We start from the raw sequence: 20,064 nt of genomic DNA on the forward strand, positions 1-20,064 counted from the left end.
AATTTATCTTTTTTCTAAAAGAACCACGTTTTCCACATGATGCGTTTGTGGAAACATATCCACAGGACGTACGCGAACTACTTTGTATTTTTCGTCCATCAAAGCCAAATCACGTGCTTGTGTTGCCGAATTACAACTTACATACACAATTTTTGGCACATTGGTTTTCAATAACATTTCAACTACATCTTTATGCATCCCATCTCTTGGAGGATCGGTAATGATTACATCTGGTTGTCCGTGTTGTTTGATGAAATCGTCGTTGAACACGTTTTTCATATCACCCACATAAAACTCACAATTTGTAATGTTATTGCGTTCGGCATTCGCTTTTGCATCAATAATCGCTTCAGGAACAGCTTCAACACCAATCACTTTTTTCGCTTTTTTCGAAACGAATTGCGCAATAGTTCCTGTACCTGTATATAAATCGTAAACGGTTTCGTTTCCTGTTAAACCTGCAAATTCTCTAGTGATTTTATACAATTCATACGCTTGGTCTGAATTGGTTTGATAGAACGATTTTGCATTAATACTAAAATGCAAACCTTCCATTTCTTCTAAAATATAATCGCGACCTTTGAATAAAATAATATCTTGGTCATACAACGTATCATTCAATTTTTGATTGATGACATATTGTAACGACGTAATTTGAGGAAAACGCTCTGCCAGAAAATTCATCATCAATTCGATTCCGTTTTTATCGTTTTCAAAAAACTGAATCAACACCATAATTTCACCCGTTGAAGCGGTACGAATCATTAAGGTTCTTAGTAATCCTTCTGTAGCTCTTGCATTGAAGAATGTTAAACCATTTTCGTTTGCAAAACGTTTGATTTCGTTACGAATTTCATTGGATGGATCTTCTTGTAAATGACATTTCTCAATATCTAAAATCTTATCCCACATTCTTGGGATATGAAATCCTAAAGCATTTTTATTGTCAAATTCGGTTCCCGATTGAATTTCGGCATCGGTCATCCAACGCGCATTTGAGAAACCAAATTCCATTTTATTTCTATAAAACAATTGTTTTTCCGAACCTAAAATAGGCTCGAATTCTGGTAATTCAATTTTACCAATTCGTTTTAAATTATTATGAACTTCCTGATTTTTATAGAACAATTGTTGGCTGTATTTCATGTTTTGCCATTTGCAACCGCCACAAGCCCCAAAATGATCACAAACTGGGTCAATTCTATGTTCTGAAAATTCGTGAATTTTTATGGCTTTACCTTCGTAGTAGGCTTTTCTTTTCTTCATGGTTTGCACGTCTACCACATCGCCGGGTACTACATTTGGAAGAAATATTACTTTACCATCAGGAGCTTTGGCTACCGATACACCCTTTGCACCTGCATCAAGGATTTTTACGTTTTCGAATACGATTTTTTCTGTTCTCTTTTTTCCCATGAGGCAAAAATAAGAATTGTTGAGTGGATTTGATAGGTTTTTTTAGATTTCTATTATTTTTAAAATCGATTTCAAAGATTTCAAAGGTTTTAATCGTAAATTCGCTCAAATGTTTTTGATATGAGAAGCAATAAAAATTTTATAAGTGCCATTTCAAAGATAGAATTTCCAGAAAATCAAAGAGTTTTTGGAAAAACTATAAGAAATTCTATTTTTAGTTTGATTTTGGAAGATTATCCTGATTTTTCAGTAAATGATTCAATTTCAATGAGTGAACTTAATATTTACAGAGAAAAATACATTTCAAAATATTTACAAACAGAATTAAAATCACTTACTGAATTAGAAAAAAGTATGGTAAAAGAAGTAGGGACGGATTCTTCTTTAGTTGCCAAATTAGAAGATGAAGTCGATACGCGAACCTTTGGACAAAAAGTAGCAGATAGCGTGGCAGCTTTTGGAGGAAGTTGGACTTTTATTATCACTTTTTTTATATTCATAACTTTATGGATTGGCTCTAATGTTTTCATTTTTACGCATAGTGAATTTGACCCGTATCCCTTTATTTTATTGAATTTAATTTTATCATGTATTGCGGCTCTTCAGGCGCCTATTATTATGATGAGTCAAAATCGTCAGGAAGAAAAAGATAGAGAACGTTCTAAAAAAGATTTTATGATTAATTTAAAATCGGAATTAGAAATCAGGATGTTGCATGAAAAATTAGATCATTTAATTATGAACCAACAACAAGAGTTAATTGAAATTCAAAAGGTGCAAATTGAAATGATGAACGATATTTTAAACCGAATTAAGTAGGAAATTCTATTTTTGTACCAAATTAAATCAAATGAAAACCCACTTAGCTTTACTTCGCGGTATCAATGTTTCTGGTCATAACATGATTAAAATGGACGTTTTGAAAGCGGTTTTAGAAAACGCTGGATTTAAAAATGTGCATACTTATATTCAATCAGGAAATGTTTTTGTGGATTCGGAAGAAGAACACGGTGCGAGTATTGGGTTTAAAATCAAGCAAGAAATTTTCAAGGAATTAGGTTTGGAAGTTCCTGTCGTAGTTATTGGTAAAGAAGATTTGGAAGCGTGTTTAAAAAACAATTCGTTTTTTAAAGAAAAAGATTGTGATACTAAGAAACTATACGTAGCTTTTTTATCGAAAGAATTACAAGGAAGCGCTATTAACGATTTAAAAATAAGTCAATTCAAACCCGACGAAGCAACAATTGACAAAAATAAAATCTTTATTAAATATGCTGTTGGAGCAGGGAAAACAAGATTAGACCAAAAATACATAGAGAAAAAATTAAACGTTGTAGCTACGATTAGAAACTGGAATACGGTTACAACTTTGTTGGAAATGTTTGGGTAAGAGTCGGAAGCTTGAAGTAAGGAAGTGGGGAGTTTTTTCTTCCAGCATCCAACTTCCATCTTCCAACAAAATTTACTACTTTTGTAATCGGTTGATTTCTCACCATTAAGAAGGAATTGCGATGTAACAATCAATAACAAAATTTTATGTCAGTTTTAGAAAGAATGACTTCGGCTGAAGCAATTGCATTAGAAGACAAACACGGTGCACACAATTATCATCCACTACCAGTAGTTTTGAGTAGAGGAGAAGGAGTTTATGTTTGGGATGTGGAAGGAAAGAAATATTACGATTTTCTTTCGGCTTATTCTGCAGTAAATCAAGGACATTGTCATCCAAAAATTGTAGGAGCAATGGTAGAACAAGCACAAACCTTAACTTTAACTTCAAGAGCGTTTTACAACGATAAATTAGGGGTTTACGAACAATTTGTAACCAATTATTTTGGGTTTGATAAAGTATTACCCATGAACACAGGTGCAGAAGCTGTAGAAACTGCTTTAAAATTGTGTAGAAAATGGGCTTACGAGAAAAAAGGAATCAATGAAAATGATGCCCAAATTATCGTTTGTGATGGTAACTTCCACGGGAGAACTACTACAATTATTTCATTCTCAAACGACGAAAACGCAAGAAAGAACTTTGGCCCTTATACAGCAGGATTTATCAGTATTCCTTATGATGACATTGATGCTTTAGAAAAAGCGGTGAATTCATCAAAAAATATTGCAGGATTCTTAGTTGAACCTATTCAAGGAGAAGCTGGAGTTTATACACCTTCTGAAGACTTTATCAAAAAAGCAAAAGCAATTTGTGAAGCAAATAACGTTTTATTTATCGCAGACGAAGTACAAACCGGAATCGCAAGAACGGGTTCGTTATTAGCGGTATGTGGAAATTGTACTTGTGACGCTAAATGTGAAAAGCAAGCTACTTACACCCAACCTGATATTCTAATATTAGGAAAAGCGTTATCTGGTGGTGCTTATCCAGTTTCAGCGGTTTTGGCAAATGATAACATAATGAATGTTATTAAGCCAGGACAACATGGATCAACTTTTGGAGGTAATCCTGTTGCAGCGGCTGTTGCAATGGCAGCTTTAGAAGTTGTTGCTGAGGAAAACTTAGCTCAAAATGCTAGAAAATTAGGTAAAATCTTCCGCGAAGAATTAGGTAAATTTATCGAAACTTCAAACATTGCTACTTTAGTAAGAGGTAAAGGGTTATTAAACGCTGTTGTAATTAACGATACAGAAGAAAGCGATACGGCTTGGAATATTTGTGTTCGTTTAGCAGAAAATGGATTATTAGCAAAGCCAACACACGGAAACATTATTCGTTTTGCACCGCCATTAGTTATGAACGAAGAGCAATTGAGAGATTGTGTAGCTATTATTATTAATACTTTGAAAGAATTTGAAAAATAATATGGAACAAAATTTAGAATTAAATCAATTAGCAAAAGATGCTTTAAGAGAAGGGGCAAAATGGACTTTTTTCTTAGCGATTATGGGTTTTATAGGCATTGGTTTCATGGTGCTTGCTGGAATTTTTATGACAATAACACTTTCTGCAATTCCTGATCAAATGGGTGATTTAGGTTTTTTTGGAGCGATGAAAAATTTCATGTCATTGTTTTATTTGTTAATGGCAGTACTTTACTTTTTCCCAATTTATTATTTGTATAAATATTCTTCAAAAATAAAAACGGCACTTCAATTTAATGATACTAATTTGTTAGCCGATGCTTTTGTGAATTTAAAAGCACATCATAAGTTTTTAGGAATATCTGTTATAGTAATTCTTTCTTTGTATTTACTTATAATTGTAGGAACTGTAATTGCTTTATTTAATTCTGCTGCTTTTTAATTTTATTCTTAGTATAAATAAATCCCGATGAAAATCGGGATTTTTTGTTTATATACTTATTTATATTTTTTTGCGTTTTTAATAAAAAAAAATAATTATGCTTCGATTTTTACTTTATTGTTTTTTGATTTCTTCAACTGTTTTTTCACAAGAAAAATTCACAGTATATTTTGATACCGATTCACACCAATTACAACAATCTGAATTAAATAGATTGAACACCATTATATACAACAAAAACTTGAAGTTTATAAAATTAATTGGCTATTGCGATTATCGTGCATCAAATGGTTATAACGATACTTTGGCTTTAAATAGAGCAAATTTTGTGTTTGGAATTATTGAAAAAGTTACCAATCAAAAAGAAATTGAAGTTGAAAGTAAAGGAGAGAATTTCAAACAAAATTCAAGCTTAAAATTAAATCGAAAAGTTGAAATCTATTATGAAGAAATTCAAAATGAAAAAAAACTTCCAAAAGACGATAAAAAAGATTTATCTCAACAAGTTACAACCGCTAAAGTGGGTGATAAATTGGTCTTGAAAAATTTACATTTCTACAATCGTTCAGGGATTTTTGTTCCAGAATCGCGACCCATTTTAGAGGAATTATTGAAAATTATGTTGGTAAACCCTAATTTAAAAATTGAAATTCAAGGTCATATTTGTTGTCAAATAGGAACTGATGTAGAAGATACCGCAAAAGTTAGAGCATTAGCAGTTTATAATTATCTAATAAACAACGGAATTAATAAAAACAGATTAAGTTATAAAAGTTTTGGAAGTTCGAAACCTATTCATACAATTCCAGAAAATAATGAGGACGAACGTAATGAAAATAGAAGAGTAGAAATTCAAATTATAGCGAATTAGATTTTGTTTTTTAAGCGGTTGTAAATGAATTTGTTAAATAAAAATTAGAAGTTCTTTTTGTGAATAAGTTTTTTTAATACGTTTTATTTTTTATATTCGTTACATTAAAATTCCCCAAATGAAATATGTATTACTGCTGTTTGGGCTACTACTTTCAGCACAAGAAAAAGCGAGTTTTTATTTTGATTTTGATCAAGATACTTTTAATCCAAAACAAAACGAATTGTTTTTGTCTTGGTTAAATAAAAACGAAATTCGCGAAATTCTAGTAATTAACGGATATTGTGATTGGTATGGAACCTATGAATATAACGATACTTTAGCTTATAAGCGCATTCATACCGTTCATGAACAACTTAAAACAAAAAATAATGTAGCTATATTTTTTAGTGAAAATCTAAAAGTAAAAGGTTTTGGAGAAAGAGTTCAAACCAGAAAAGAAAGACGTTTCAATAGAAGAGTTGATGTTTTTTACAAAGTAATTCCAACTAAAAAAATTAAAGAAGAAACGATAGTTTATGATGATCCAGTGGTGTATACAGGACAAAAAATTTCGGAAAATCCGATTGCGTTAGAACAATTTAATTCTGAATTACAACCTGTAGACCCTGAAGATTTAGTACATTTGGAAGCGATACCAAATCGGTATGCTAATGCAAAAGTAGGAGATAAGTTGGTAATGAAAAACCTCTATTTTTATGATCGTTCAGGAATTTTCGTACCCGAGTCATTACCTGTTATGGAAGAACTTTTGGCGTTTATGGTGAGTAATCCTAAAGCAAAAATCGAAATTCAAGGTCATATATGTTGTCAGTTAGGTGAAGATCCTGAAGATATTGCTTTAATTCGAGCTATTGCAGTTCATAATTATTTGGTAGCTAATGATATTGATGATAGTAGATTGCAATATAAAAGTTTTGGAAGTACACAACCACTTCACAAAATACCAGAGAAAAATGAAAAAGAAAGAAACGAAAATCGTAGGGTAGAAATTCTTATCTTAGAGAATTAAGTTTGGCACAATTTTTTCAATTTCATAAGAAAGTAAAATTTCATGCATTTTTTATATAGTACTGCTTTTCTATTTCTGACTCTTTATGGATTTTCCCAAGAAACATTTTCCGTATATTTTGATACAGCCAAACATGAATTAACTTCTCAAGAAAGTAAACGATTGCAGGATTGGATGAATCAGAATTCAAAATCGAAAATTTTATCTATGGAGGGGTTCACAGATGAGGTGGGTTCGACTAGTTATAATGATACTTTGTCAATTAAAAGAGTAGCTTCCATATATAATCAAGTTCAGAATAAAGTTGCAATAAGAGCTGATTTTAAGACTAATGGTTATGGAGAATCACAGCAAATTTCAGACAATAAAGCCGAAAATAGACGAGTTACAATTTATTACCTTTCCGAATTAAAAATTGAATTAGAAGATTTTATTATAAATGATTTTCAAGTTCAAAAGCGTATCAACTTGTTAACTATCACAGATGTTGAAAAGTTCAATATTAATCCGAAATGGAAATTAGATGATGTTGTAAAAAAAGTGCCCGAAGGAACTCTGTTTACATTAGAAGATATTCAATTTCATTATGATTCAGCAGTTTTGATGTTGAATGCAAAACAAGAATTAGACAAGTGGTTCGTTGTGTTAAATAACAATCCGAATTTAAAAATTATTGTTCAAGGTCATATATGTTGTATCCCGAAAGATGATATTTTATTGTCTTCAAAACGAGCAAAAGCAGTCTTAGATTATTTGGTTTCAAAAGGAGTGGCGAAAGAAAGAATTCAATATATCGGTTATGGTTCTACCCGACCAAAATTTAAAATACCCGAAAAAAATGGGTATGAAGCGCTAATGAACCGAAGAGTTGAAATAGTAATTCAAGAAAAGTAAAGTGCTAAATTATTTTGCGTAATTTTGATAAAATTTAAAACATGAAATTTTTATATTCATTCCTAATATTCATTTTGTTTCAAATAACATTCGCGCAAGAACAAGCCGTTTTTTATTTTGACAACAATAAATTTGAATTGAACAAAACGGAAGCAGCCAAACTCCAAAAATGGATTTCCGAAAATACAACTTCTAAAATTCTTTCCATCACGGGTTCAACAGACGAAGTAGGAACTTCGGGTTACAACGATACCCTATCACAAAAAAGAGTGAGTCATATTTTTAATCAAATCAAAGGTAAAGTTAATATCAGACCCGATTTTAAAAGTATTTCTTTGGGAGAAAAAGGAGCTACTTCAAAAAATAAAGCTGAAAATAGAAAAGCCATTATTCATTATTTATTGGAAAAAGATTTAGATAAAGAAAATGAGGTTTTAGGAATAAAAGAACAAGATAAAGAAGTGGTAATTCCAGATGATGCGCCCTTGGCTGAAAAAGTTAAATTGGCAAAAGTGGGAACAAAAATTACTTTGAAAAATATAAATTATTTTCAAAATACATTTGCAACAACACCAGAATCACAAGGTGCTTTGTATGATTTGCTTTTTGTAATGCAAAGCAATCCCGATTTAAAAATTGAAGTACAAGGTCATATTTGTTGTGTTGATGTAGATAGAAGAAATTTATCACTCGATAGAGCCAGACAAGTAAAACGTTTTCTTGTTTACAATGGTATTCAAGAACATCGAGTAAAAACAAAAGGGTTTGGTGTTTCGCAACCTTTGCATCCTATTCCTGAGGCAACACCTGAACAAGCTGCTGAAAACAGAAGAGTTGAAATTGAAATTTTAAGTAAAAAATAATGAATAAGTTTTTAAACATATTTTTAATAGCGTTTGCAACTTTGTTAATAGGTTGTAATGATGATTGTGATGAAGGTAATAGACCTACTCCAGCTTCTTTCTTTGTTGAAATTGTAGATGAAACTTCAAATGAAAATGTTTTTGAAAATGAAACTTATACGGCACAACAAATAACTCTACTAGACGAGAATGAAGTAGCTATACCCTATAAATTTATTACTAATTCAAATTTGATTCAAATTTTCCCTCCAGTTAGTAATGCTACAGGAAATTCTTTACTTATCAAATTAAACAACGAAACGACTTCACAAACGGATGAAATTAACGTAAATTATGATGTTTCTTCAAGTGCTGGCGAATGTTTCACAACCTTTAAAATTGAGAATATTTTATTTCCAAACAACCCATCAGAAGTAGTTCAGGGTGTTTATGTGATAAAAATTTAACAAATTCTAAATTCACATTTCTAAATTCTAAATTTTAGAACTATCTTTGCGCCACAACAACAACACACTACATTCATGAGTTCTGATACGAGCAAACGCTACAATTTAAGAGGAGTTTCGGCTTCCAAAGAAGATGTGCACCAAGCTATCAAAAACATTGACAAAGGCTTATTTCCACAAGCATTTTGTAAAATTATCCCTGATTATTTAACCAATGACGACCAATATTGTATCATTATGCATGCGGATGGCGCAGGAACTAAGTCTTCATTAGCCTATATGTATTGGAAAGAAACAGGCGATATTTCAGTTTGGAAAGGTATTGCTCAAGATGCGTTAATCATGAATATTGATGATTTATTATGCGTTGGAGCAACGGATAACATTTTACTTTCATCAACCATTGGAAGAAATAAAAATCTAATTCCTGGCGAAGTTATTTCAGCCATCATCAACGGAACAGAAGAATTAATTTCGGAATTAAAAAATCACGGAGTTACCATTCATTCAACCGGTGGCGAAACTGCTGATGTGGGTGATTTAGTTCGAACTATCATCGTAGATTCTACTGTAACGGCTCGCATGAAACGTGCTGATGTAATTGATAACGCCAATATTCAAGCAGGAGATGTGATTGTTGGCTTGGCTTCTTTTGGTCAAGCAACTTACGAAAAAGAATATAATGGCGGAATGGGAAGCAACGGCTTAACTTCGGCTCGTCATGATGTTTTTGCGAAATATTTGGCTGAGAAATATCCAGAAAGTTTTGATGCTTCAGTTCCTAATGAATTAGTGTATTCAGGTCAGACCAAATTAACAGATAAAGTTGCAAATAGTCCAATTGACGCTGGAAAATTAGTGCTTTCTCCAACGAGAACCTATGCGCCAGTTATCAAAAAGATTTTATCAAAATACAATTCCAATCAAATTCACGGAATGGTGCATTGCAGTGGTGGTGCACAAACAAAAGTGCTTCACTTCGTAGACAACGTTCACGTGATTAAAGATAATTTATTTCCAGTACCACCTTTGTTCCAATTAATTCAAGAACAATCCAAAACCGATTGGAAAGAAATGTACCAAGTTTTCAACTGTGGTCATCGTATGGAATTATACGTTCCTGCCGAAGTAGCGCAAGACATCATCGAAATTTCAAAATCATTCAACATCGACGCACAAATCGTAGGAAGAGTAGAGAAATCAGATAGTAAGAAATTAACAATTACATCCGAATACGGAACGTTTGAATATTAAAATATTTGTTTCAAGTTTCAAGTTTTTTTTGTTTCAAGTTGAACAGAAATAACCTGAAACTTGGAACCTGAAACAAAAACACACAACAACAATAAAATGCAACACAACGTATTAATTTTAGATTTCGGTTCGCAATACACCCAATTAATTGCCCGAAGAGTAAGAGAATTAAACATTTTCTGCGAGATTTTTCCATTTGATAAAATTCCAGCAGATTTATCATCATACAAAGCCGTAATCTTAGGCGGAAGTCCATGTTCAGTGCGTTCAGAAGAAGCATTGCATCCAGATTTATCTCAAATTAGAGGTAAAATGCCATTATTAGCCGTTTGCTACGGAGCACAATATTTAGCGCATTTTTCAGGCGGAGAAGTAGCTGCTTCAAACACAAGAGAATACGGAAGAGCAAATCTATCATACATCAAAGAAAACGAAGTGTTTTTAGAAGGTGTTTCGGAAAACAGTCAAGTTTGGATGTCGCATTCGGATTCTATCAAGAAATTACCCACAAATGGTGTAATGATTGCAAGTACAAAAGACGTAGAAAACGCTGCCTATAAAATTGAAGGTGAAACGACTTATGCAATTCAATTCCACCCAGAAGTATATCATTCAGTGGATGGAAAAAAAATGTTGGAGAATTTCTTAGTGAAAATTGCAAAAGTGCCTCAAAATTTCACACCTAATGCTTTTGTAGAAGAAGTAGTTGCCGAAATGAAAGCTAAAATTGGAAACGATAAAGTAGTTTTAGGACTTTCGGGTGGTGTAGATTCAACAGTAGCGGCGGTTTTATTGAATAAAGCTATTGGCGAAAACTTATATTGTATTTTCGTAAACAACGGATTATTACGTAAAAACGAATTCCAAAACGTACTAAATCAGTATAAAGGAATGGGTTTAAATGTAAAAGGAGTTGATGCTTCGGCACGCTTTTTGGATGCGTTAGCTGGATTAGATGATCCAGAAGCAAAACGTAAAGCTATTGGAAAAGCGTTCATTGAAGTTTTTGATGATGAAGCGCACCAATTAACCGATGTAAAATGGTTAGGTCAAGGTACAATTTATCCTGATGTTATTGAATCAGTTTCAGCAACTGGGGGACCTTCGGCAACGATTAAATCGCATCATAACGTTGGTGGATTGCCTGATTTCATGAAATTACAAGTGGTAGAACCTTTACGAATGTTATTCAAAGATGAGGTTCGTAGAGTAGGTAGAAGTTTAGGAATCGATGAAGAATTATTAGGTCGTCATCCGTTCCCAGGACCGGGATTAGCAATTCGAATTTTAGGAGATATTACAGCTGAAAAAGTGGCTATATTACAAGAAGTAGACGCGGTTTTCATCAACGGATTAAAGGAACACGGTTTATATGATAAAGTTTGGCAAGCAGGAGCTATCTTGTTACCAGTGAATAGTGTTGGAGTAATGGGTGATGAGCGTACGTATGAAAAAGTTGTAGCTTTACGAGCTGTTGAATCTACTGATGGTATGACCGCCGATTGGGTACATTTACCGTATGAATTTTTAATGAAGATTTCTAATGAAATTATAAATAACGTGAGAGGGGTTAACCGAGTGGTGTATGACATCAGTTCGAAACCGCCTGCAACGATTGAATGGGAATAAAATAAATTTTTCAAATTCAACATATAAATTTCAATAGCAATTATTTTTATTCTATTTTTACGATATAAATTGCTATTGAAATTTTTGTTTAGTATTGTTTTAAATTAAGATTATGATAAAAAGAGTTGTTTTTCTTTTCAGTTTGATTTTTTTCTTTGCCCTACCAGTTAAATCTCAGATTAAGCATGTAGTAGCTAAAGGAGAAACCGTTTTTCAAATCGCAAAAAAATACGAGGTTACGCCTTTCGATATTTATCGATTAAATCCAGATGCGAAAAACGGCGTTCAGGAAAACACTACTTTATTAATTCCAAAAGCAACTTCAGGAAAAGCTGTTCTTCATGTGGTTGGTGAAAAAGAAACACTTTTCGGAATCGCTAAAAAATATAATGTTTCAGTTGCCGATTTGGAAACTTGGAACAAAGCTACGCTTCAAAACGGCTTGAAGAAAGGTCAAGAAATTTTTGTTTCAAAACCCTCTGCTTCCGATTTAAAATTGGTTGCTACTCCAGTTGTTTCTAAATCTACAGTTGTTTCAAATGCAACAACTCACTTAGTAGAAGCTAAAGAAACGAAATACGGAATCGCAACTAAATACGGCTTAACGGTTACGGAATTAGAACAACTAAATCCTCAAATCGTTGGCGGTTTAAATATTGGACAAACCTTAATTTTAAAACCAGGAGTTCAAATTAAAAAGACTACAAACGTAACTTTAGTAGATTACGAAGTGCAACCCAAAGAAACACTTTACAGTTTATCTAAGAAATTCGATATCGCTCAAGCGGATCTAATTACGCTAAATCCTGATTTACAAGATGGTTTGAAAATAGGAATGATCTTAAAAGTACCTTCAAATGGGACAGGAACTGTTGTTTCAAAAGCTAAAGATTCGGTTTTAGTTGCAAAAAATAAAGTGAATTTACTGGCTTCTGTAGATAAGTCGAAGCAAAAAAATATGGTATTGTTGTTGCCTTTTAATATCGCTAAAATTGAAACCGATTCGGTTAAAACCAAAACAGAGCAATTAAAAACGAATAAATTCTTAAACCTTACGTTAGATTTTTACGCAGGAGCACAAATGGCGATTGATTCGGCTAAAGTATTGGGATTACCTGTAAATGTTAAGGTTTACGATGTGGAAAGCACAAAATATTCATCGAATGTAGCTTCTATTATTTCTAAAAATAACTTTGAGAATGTTGATGTTGTGGTTGGACCTTTTCAAAATTCAGTTGTGGAGACAACAGCGCAATTGTTATCAAAATACAATGTTCCTGTAATTTCACCATTATCTAAAGAACGTGGTTTACCAATGAGTAATTTGTATTATTCTATCCCTTCTGAGGATTTGTTGAAAGTTTCGATGTTCAACTATTTTAAGGCGAAAAATGGAAATGTAGTAGCGATTATTAGTTCAAAGAAAACGACTTCTAAAGAATTTATTTCAGCAAATCATCCTGAAGTAAAACATGCGGTATTTAATGATAAAGGTGCTTTAGATGTAACACTTTTGAAAACGCAATTGGTTAAAGGACAAAAGAATTTTGTATTAATGGAAATTGAAAAAGCCAGCACTATTTTGAATATTACCAATATTTTAAAAGGATTACAAAAAGAATATGATATTCAATTGGCGGTGTTAGAATTGTATGATGCGTTGAATTTTGAGGAAATTCCAATGAAGAATTTAACCGATTTAAAATTGTTATTTCCATCTACAACCAAAGTAGCCGAAACACCAGAAGAAAAGATTTTTGAAAAACAATTCAAGAAAATCAACAATATTTATCCAAATGCTGCGGCTAAAAAAGGTTTTGATGTAACTTTTGATGCGATGTTGCGTATTTGCCAACCAGAAGGTTTTGTAAAATCGGCAGCTTCAACCAAAACAGAATATATTGAAAACGCGTTTGATTACAGTTCAAACAACGGAATGATTACCAATAACGCAACCTATTTATTGTATTACGACAGCGATTTAACGATTAAACAAGCACAATAATGGCAACTTCAAAAGTGACTTATTTAGGTGATTTACGTACCTCTTCGATACATTTACAATCAGGCTCTGAAATTATTTCGGATGCACCACTTGATAACAACGGAAAAGGAGAAGCTTTTTCTCCAACCGACACTATTGCCAATGGATTAGCCAGTTGCATGTTCACCGTTATGGGAATCAAAGCTCGCGATTTAGACGTAGATTTCTCAGGTTCAACAGCAGAAGTAACCAAAATTATGGGAACTGAACCAAGAAGAATTACAGAAATTCACGTAAACTTCAATTTTTCCATAAATCCCGACGAAAAAACAAAAACTATCCTAGAAAGAACCGCAATGACATGCCCAGTTTTTTACAGCTTGCATCCAGATATTAAAAAGGAGATTGTTTTTAATTGGAAGTAGTTTAATAGATAAAAGAACAAAGATGTAAGAGAAAAGAATATAGACGGTTTTAAACAATCTTACTTCTTTTCTTTTTTTTCTATCCTCACAAAAAAATGACCAACCACGAACTCCTCATCAAACTTGCACATACTAAAATGCCATTTGGTAAATATGAAGGCTATTACTTAATCGACCTTCCGGAGTATTATGTGGTTTGGTATGCCAATAAAGGTTTCCCAAAAGGGCAATTAGGCGAACAATTAAAATTGGTCCACGAACTCAAGCTAAACGGCTTAGAAGAACTGGTTCGAAACATCCGCAGAAACTTTCCAAAACAAAAATAAATTGTTTACAATTTAATTACAAAATTGATACATCGACTAATTGGCACATTGACTAATTAGTATTATCTTTGCACGATTTTATTACAGATAAAAGATATTTATCGCAACAACAACACAACAACAACACAATGAACCAAACTAAGTACATTTTTGTTACCGGAGGTGTGACTTCTTCATTAGGAAAAGGAATTATCGCAGCTTCGTTAGCCAAATTATTGCAAGCCAGAGGATACCGAACGACCATTCAAAAGTTTGATCCGTACATCAATGTGGATCCAGGAACATTAAATCCTTACGAACACGGAGAATGTTATGTAACAGACGATGGAGCTGAAACGGATTTGGATTTAGGTCACTATGAGCGTTTTTTAAACGTTCCTACCTCTCAAGCGAACAACGTAACTACAGGAAGAGTTTATCTTTCGGTTATTGAAAAAGAGCGTAGAGGAGAATTTTTAGGAAAAACGGTTCAAGTGGTGCCTCATATCACAAACGAAATCAAGGAGCGCATGCAGTTACTTGGAAAATCGGGTGATTATGACATTGTGATTACGGAGATTGGTGGAACTGTTGGAGATATTGAATCATTGCCTTACATCGAGTCGGTACGTCAATTGATTTGGGAATTAGGTGAAAATAACGGAATCGTAGTTCATTTAACGTTAGTGCCTTATTTAGCGGCAGCTGGTGAATTGAAAACGAAACCAACGCAACATTCAGTTAAAACATTAATGGAAAGCGGAATCAAAGCGGATATTTTAGTGTGTCGTACAGAACACGAATTATCACAAGATTTACGTCAGAAATTAGCGTTGTTCTGCAATGTGAAAAAAGAAGCGGTAATTCAATCGATTGATGCGTCTACTATTTATGAAGTTCCAAATTTAATGTTGGAAGAAGGATTAGATAGAGTTGCATTGAAAAAATTAGATTTGCCAGAAAAAAACACACCAGATTTAAACAATTGGAATGAGTTCTTATTTAGATTGAAAAATCCTAAGCACGAAGTAAACATTGGTTTGGTTGGAAAATATGTAGAATTACAAGATTCTTACAAATCAATTTTAGAAGCGTTTATTCATGCTGGAGCGGCAAATGAGACAAAAGTTAATGTCATTTCTATTCATTCGGAGTATTTAGATGCCAATTCGGCAGAAAGTCAGTTGAAAGATTTGGATGGTATACTTGTTGCACCAGGTTTTGGCGGTCGTGGAATTGAAGGTAAAATCGATACGGTTCGTTATGCAAGAGAAAATAATATTCCGTTTTTCGGAATTTGTTTAGGAATGCAAATGGCAGTAATTGAATATTCACGTAACATTTTAGGTTACGCTGATGCCAATTCAACCGAAATGAATGAAAACACCGCTCATCCAGTAATTAACTTAATGGAAGAGCAAAAAAATATTGAAAATAAAGGAGGAACTATGCGTTTGGGCGCATGGAAATGTAGCATAAAAGAAAACACGTTGGCACAAAAAATCTATGGTAAAACTGAGATTATGGAACGCCACCGTCACCGTTACGAATTCAATGGTGCGTATTTAAACGAATTAGAAAAAGCAGGATTAGTAGCTTCGGGAGTAAATCCAGATACGAAGTTGGTAGAAATTGTTGAAATTCCTACACATCCTTTCTTTATAGGCGTTCAATACCATCCTGAATATAAAAGTACAGTCGCTAATCCGCACCCACTTTTTGTGAGTTTTGTTGCGGCCGCTGTGCAACATAAGAATAAATAAGTTGTTAACTTAATACTCCCGATAACTATCGGGACTGAACACTAATAAGTAGATGGAAGAAAAAAAATTAGACCTTAATTCGATTATCGGATTTGTATTAATTTCTGGAATTTTAATTTGGATGCTTTGGTCAAACGCTCCAACACCAGAAGAATTAAAGGAAAAAGAGAGAAAAGAGCAAGTTGAAAAACAAGCTAAAGAAGTTAAAACTGAAGCTACAACTATAGCTGCAAATCCAGTAGCAGATTCTACAAAAACTGCTGAAGCGCAAGCACAACTAGGTTCGTTTGGATATTCTGCAACTCTTCCATCAGCAACAGATGCTGTTACCGAAATCAAAAATGAAGTTTTATCGCTTAAAATTTCTAATAAAGGAGGATACATCGTTGATGCAACGGTTTTAGGATTTGATCAATTTAAGAAAAACTCCAATAAAGCAGTTAAGATTATCAAAGATAACAATGCATCTTTAGATATTGCTTTAAACACTACAGATAACAGAACGTTGCACACAAAAGACATGTATTTTGAACCTAAGTTAACTACTGAAGGCAAAAATCAAGTCTTAACGTTACAATTAAAAGCAGGTCCAGATCAGTTTTTAGAATATCGTTATGTATTAAAGCCAAACGAATATATGTTAGATTTTGCTATTCGTTCTCAAGGTTTAGAAAAAGTTGTGAATACTTCAAAACCATTAGATTTAGAATGGCAATTAAAAACGTATAGAAACGAGAAAAGTGTTTCGTATGAAAATCGTTACACTGAAATTGTTTTCGAATATGAAGATGGAAAAGATGATTATTTAAATGCAGCTCGTGATTCAGAAGATGAAGCTAAAGATGTTTCTTATATTGCTTTTAAACAGCATTTATTTACATCTATTTTATTAACGGATACCAAATTCAAAACAGCTAAATTTAAATCAGATAATTTAGTTGATGATGAAAAAGTAGATACTGTTTTTACAAAACATTTTACGGCTCAAGTTCCTTTAGAATTTAAAAATGGTGCTTTAAACTATAATATGAATTGGTATTATGGTCCGGCGAAATATGAAATTTTGAATGGTTACGAAAGAAATCTAGACGAAATCATGCCATTAGGTTGGGGAATTTTTGGTTGGATTAACCGTTACATCTTTATTCCTGTTTTTGGATTAATTTCAAGTATTGGAGTTGGTTATGGTCTTGCCATTATTTTGTTCACGATTTTAGTTCGTATTGTAATGTCGCCAGTAACGTATAAGTCGTATTTGTCTCAAGCAAAAATGAAAGTGTTACGTCCGGAAATTGCAGAATTGAATGAAAAATTCAAAGATAATCCAATGAAGAAGCAACAAGAAACAATGAAGTTGTATTCTAAAGCCGGTGTAAATCCTATGGCAGGATGTTTACCAGCGTTGATGCAATTACCTGTTTTTTATGCTTTGTTTCAATTCTTCCCATCGATGTTTGACTTAAGACAGAAATCATTCTTATGGGCAGATGATTTATCTTCTTACGATAGCATTTATCAGTTACCTTTCCATATACCTTTTTATGGAAGCCACGTGAGTTTATTCCCAATTTTGGCTTCTGTTGCTATTTTCTTTTACATGAAGATGACTACAGGAGATCAAGCAATGAGCACACCACCACAAGAAGGTATGCCTGATATGGGTAAAATCATGAAAATTATGATTTACATTTCACCTTTAATGATGTTATTCTTCTTTAATAATTATGCATCAGGATTGAGTTTGTATTACTTCATTTCTAACTTAATTACAATTGGAATTATGTTGGTTATTAAGAATTACATTGTGAAAGAAGACAAAATCCATGCTCAAATTCAAGAGAATAAAACTAAGGAGAAAAAGGAAACTAAATTCCAAAGAAAAATGCGTGAAATGATGGAGCAAGCAGAAGCTCAAAAAGCCGCGCAACAAAAGAAAAAATAAAATTTATCTTTATATAAACCCTGTCTGCAAATGACAGGGTTTCTTTTTTATACAAGTAATGAAAATAGCAATTATAGGATTTGGTAATATGGGTCAAACCTATGCCAATAGTTTTATGAGTTCGGGCTTTGTAGGAGCATCGGATATTTTAGTTTTAAATAAAATAACAGTTGAAGAAAAAGATTCTTTCGGAATCAATCTAGCTAATTTTTATACTCAACCTAATCCTAAAATCTTCGAATCAGATATTTTAATATTAGCAGTAAAACCTCAAGACTTTAAACAATTAGCGTCAGTAATAAAACCTTTTTTGAATTCAGAACATGTTGTTTTATCCGTTATGGCTGGAATTTCAATTGAAACCATGCAGAAGAAATTAGGAGTTACCAAAATAGTTCGTTCAATGCCAAACATTCCAACACAAATTGGCGAAGGAATGACCGTTTTTTGCACTTCAAATGCTGTGGATAGAAAAGAACTTTTTATAGTTCAGAATTTAATTAACACTACTGGTAAATCGATTTACATCGAAAGAGAAGATATGCTAAATGCAGCAACTGCTGTTTCAGGAAGTGGGCCAGCTTATGTGTTTTATTTTATGCAAGCCATGATTGAATCGGCTATTAAATTAGGTTTTTCTCCATCTGAAGCTGAGTTTTTGGTGAGTCAGACTTTTTCTGGTTCGGTACAATTACAAAATAGAAGTAAATTCTCAAACGAAGCATGGATTCATCGTGTTGCTTCAAAAGGCGGAACAACCGAAGCAGCTTTATCAGTTTTTAATCAAAAAGAGCTTAAAGAAATTGTAGTAAAAGGAATTGAATCAGCAAATCTAAGAGCTATTGAATTAGGAGCGTAAAAAAACGCTTCCCTAAGAAAGCGTTTTTACATAGCAATTTTATTTATAGAAACGAATTAATTAAAGTTTGGTAGTATAACGTTATTAATTACATGAATCACGCCATTTGTAGCTTGAACATCTACTGCCACTATATTTGTTTGTCTTGATCTTTCATCAGTTATAGTAGTTCCATTGATAGTAAAAGTTCCTGTTTCAAAAGTTGTAATAGGTCCAGTAGGAATATTGTTTGATAACACATTCGCACCCGCAACTACATGATAACTCAAAACAGCTGTTAATTGAGCACTAGTCAAACTGCCAAGAACTCCAGGGTTTTGAGTTTCAAATGTGGTAAAAGCTGTATTTGAAGGAGCAAAAACAGTGAAAGGAGAATTAGTTGTTCCAGATAAAATTCCTACGAAGTTAGGTTGACCTGGACTAGTTAACGCTCCAACTAAAGTTGAAAAATTTGGGTTAGCAATTGCATGAGTTACAATTGTAGGTAATCCAATTACAGCATCAACTACATGAACAACTCCATTTGAGGCCATTACATCAGCAGCAATTACGTTTGCTACTCCATTAAGACGAACACCTGAAGCTGTATTAACAAACATGCTTAAAGTATTAGTTGACGAAGCGTTACCTTTGGCAAGAGTTTTGATATATCCTGTTGAAAGATCTGTTGACATGTTAACCCCTGTTACCATATGGTTTAAAAGAACTTGTCTTAATGTTGGAATAGGTACATCGTTTAAAGATTCAAAATTATTGTCATTCAAAAATTGAATAAAAGCGTCATTTGTGGGGGCAAAAACGGTGAACGATCCATTACGATCTAATGATAAATCAGCTCTTTCAAGAGCACTAACTAAAATAGATAAATTTGGGTTGTTTGATGCTACAGCTATTATAGTGTTGCCATCATTGTTGTTACTGTCATCATCAGAACACGAAAACATAATAGCAGAACTTACTACTATTAAAGTTAATTTGATTAATTTTGCATAGTTTTTCATAGGGATTTATTTTTTGTTTAATCAAAATTAAAAAAGATTAAACAAATAAAAAACTATTTTTTACCGTTATATAGCAGATTTAACTCACATTTATTTTTTGTTTAACTAATTAAAATAAAAAAAAGGTTATTATATTGGTTG

General features: G+C 32.8%; 19 protein-coding genes. 17 read left to right on the forward strand and 2 right to left on the reverse strand.

The window, feature by feature from the left end; translation table 11 throughout:
• Nucleotides 1–3: 3 nt before the first annotated feature.
• Entirely contained in the window at nucleotides 4–1,416 is a 1,413-nt protein-coding gene (gene rlmD / locus V7P59_RS08230) for a 23S rRNA (uracil(1939)-C(5))-methyltransferase RlmD (protein ID WP_333809679.1), read from the reverse strand.
• 120 nt (nucleotides 1,417–1,536) lie between these two features.
• Here rlmD and V7P59_RS08235 point away from each other — a divergent pair, with 120 nt between their 5' ends.
• The 17 genes from V7P59_RS08235 (at nucleotide 1,537) to proC (ending at nucleotide 18,922) form a co-directional block, all read left to right on the forward strand.
• On the forward strand, nucleotides 1,537–2,235 hold the full coding sequence (locus tag V7P59_RS08235) for a DUF1003 domain-containing protein (RefSeq protein WP_333809680.1): 699 nt from the start codon (nucleotides 1,537–1,539) through the stop codon (nucleotides 2,233–2,235).
• A gap of 31 nt (nucleotides 2,236–2,266) precedes the next feature.
• On the forward strand, nucleotides 2,267–2,806 hold the full coding sequence (locus V7P59_RS08240; protein WP_333809681.1) for a DUF1697 domain-containing protein: 540 nt from the start codon (nucleotides 2,267–2,269) through the stop codon (nucleotides 2,804–2,806).
• A gap of 146 nt (nucleotides 2,807–2,952) precedes the next feature.
• Entirely contained in the window at nucleotides 2,953–4,233 is a 1,281-nt protein-coding gene (gene rocD / locus V7P59_RS08245; protein WP_333809682.1) for an ornithine--oxo-acid transaminase, read from the forward strand.
• 1 nt (nucleotide 4,234) lies between these two features.
• Nucleotides 4,235–4,675 carry a DUF5362 family protein gene (locus tag V7P59_RS08250; protein ID WP_333809683.1) on the forward strand — a complete coding sequence of 147 codons (441 nt, stop codon included), beginning with the start codon at nucleotides 4,235–4,237 and terminating at the stop codon, nucleotides 4,673–4,675.
• Between the two features lie 97 nt (nucleotides 4,676–4,772).
• Nucleotides 4,773–5,546, forward strand: coding sequence for an OmpA family protein (locus V7P59_RS08255; RefSeq protein ID WP_333809684.1), 774 nt, complete (start codon nucleotides 4,773–4,775; stop codon nucleotides 5,544–5,546).
• A 118-nt stretch (nucleotides 5,547–5,664) separates the two neighbouring features.
• The gene (locus V7P59_RS08260; RefSeq protein WP_333809685.1) at nucleotides 5,665–6,558 is read left to right on the forward strand and encodes an OmpA family protein; all 894 of its coding nucleotides are present in this window, start codon (nucleotides 5,665–5,667) and stop codon (nucleotides 6,556–6,558) included.
• 42 nt (nucleotides 6,559–6,600) lie between these two features.
• A complete protein-coding gene (locus V7P59_RS08265) occupies nucleotides 6,601–7,452 on the forward strand; it encodes an OmpA family protein (RefSeq protein WP_333809687.1) in 852 nt (283 codons plus the stop codon).
• A gap of 41 nt (nucleotides 7,453–7,493) precedes the next feature.
• On the forward strand, nucleotides 7,494–8,315 hold the full coding sequence (locus V7P59_RS08270; protein ID WP_333809688.1) for an OmpA family protein: 822 nt from the start codon (nucleotides 7,494–7,496) through the stop codon (nucleotides 8,313–8,315).
• Nucleotides 8,315–8,761: a hypothetical protein gene (locus tag V7P59_RS08275; protein ID WP_333809689.1), complete on the forward strand. Its 447-nt coding sequence runs from the start codon at nucleotides 8,315–8,317 to the stop codon at nucleotides 8,759–8,761. The genes V7P59_RS08270 and V7P59_RS08275 overlap by 1 nt, the downstream gene beginning before the upstream one ends.
• Before the next feature lie 75 nt (nucleotides 8,762–8,836).
• A complete protein-coding gene (locus V7P59_RS08280) occupies nucleotides 8,837–10,015 on the forward strand; it encodes an AIR synthase related protein (RefSeq protein WP_333809690.1) in 1,179 nt (392 codons plus the stop codon).
• 96 nt (nucleotides 10,016–10,111) lie between these two features.
• Nucleotides 10,112–11,644, forward strand: a complete 1,533-nt coding sequence (guaA, locus tag V7P59_RS08285; protein ID WP_333809691.1) for a glutamine-hydrolyzing GMP synthase — start codon at nucleotides 10,112–10,114, stop codon at nucleotides 11,642–11,644.
• Between the two features lie 112 nt (nucleotides 11,645–11,756).
• Complete coding sequence (locus tag V7P59_RS08290) at nucleotides 11,757–13,649, forward strand: LysM peptidoglycan-binding domain-containing protein (protein ID WP_333809692.1); 1,893 nt, start codon at nucleotides 11,757–11,759, stop codon at nucleotides 13,647–13,649.
• Nucleotides 13,649–14,053: an OsmC family protein gene (locus V7P59_RS08295; RefSeq protein ID WP_333809693.1), complete on the forward strand. Its 405-nt coding sequence runs from the start codon at nucleotides 13,649–13,651 to the stop codon at nucleotides 14,051–14,053. Before V7P59_RS08290 ends, V7P59_RS08295 begins: the two co-directional genes overlap by 1 nt.
• A 95-nt stretch (nucleotides 14,054–14,148) precedes the next feature.
• Complete coding sequence (locus tag V7P59_RS08300; RefSeq protein ID WP_073584066.1) at nucleotides 14,149–14,379, forward strand: DUF3820 family protein; 231 nt, start codon at nucleotides 14,149–14,151, stop codon at nucleotides 14,377–14,379.
• Between the two features lie 128 nt (nucleotides 14,380–14,507).
• The gene (locus tag V7P59_RS08305; protein ID WP_333809694.1) at nucleotides 14,508–16,121 is read left to right on the forward strand and encodes a CTP synthase; all 1,614 of its coding nucleotides are present in this window, start codon (nucleotides 14,508–14,510) and stop codon (nucleotides 16,119–16,121) included.
• A gap of 52 nt (nucleotides 16,122–16,173) precedes the next feature.
• Nucleotides 16,174–18,063 carry a membrane protein insertase YidC gene (yidC, locus tag V7P59_RS08310; protein ID WP_333809695.1) on the forward strand — a complete coding sequence of 630 codons (1,890 nt, stop codon included), beginning with the start codon at nucleotides 16,174–16,176 and terminating at the stop codon, nucleotides 18,061–18,063.
• 58 nt (nucleotides 18,064–18,121) lie between these two features.
• Nucleotides 18,122–18,922: a pyrroline-5-carboxylate reductase gene (proC, locus tag V7P59_RS08315; RefSeq protein ID WP_333809696.1), complete on the forward strand. Its 801-nt coding sequence runs from the start codon at nucleotides 18,122–18,124 to the stop codon at nucleotides 18,920–18,922.
• Nucleotides 18,923–18,978: 56 nt separating this feature from the next.
• Here the strand turns inward: proC and V7P59_RS08320 are convergent, their stop codons facing one another.
• A complete protein-coding gene (locus V7P59_RS08320) occupies nucleotides 18,979–19,923 on the reverse strand; it encodes a fasciclin domain-containing protein (protein WP_333809697.1) in 945 nt (314 codons plus the stop codon).
• Between the last annotated feature and the right edge of the window lie 141 nt (nucleotides 19,924–20,064).

This window comes from Flavobacterium sp., from assembly GCF_036782315.1.
Taxonomy (GTDB): domain Bacteria; phylum Bacteroidota; class Bacteroidia; order Flavobacteriales; family Flavobacteriaceae; genus Flavobacterium.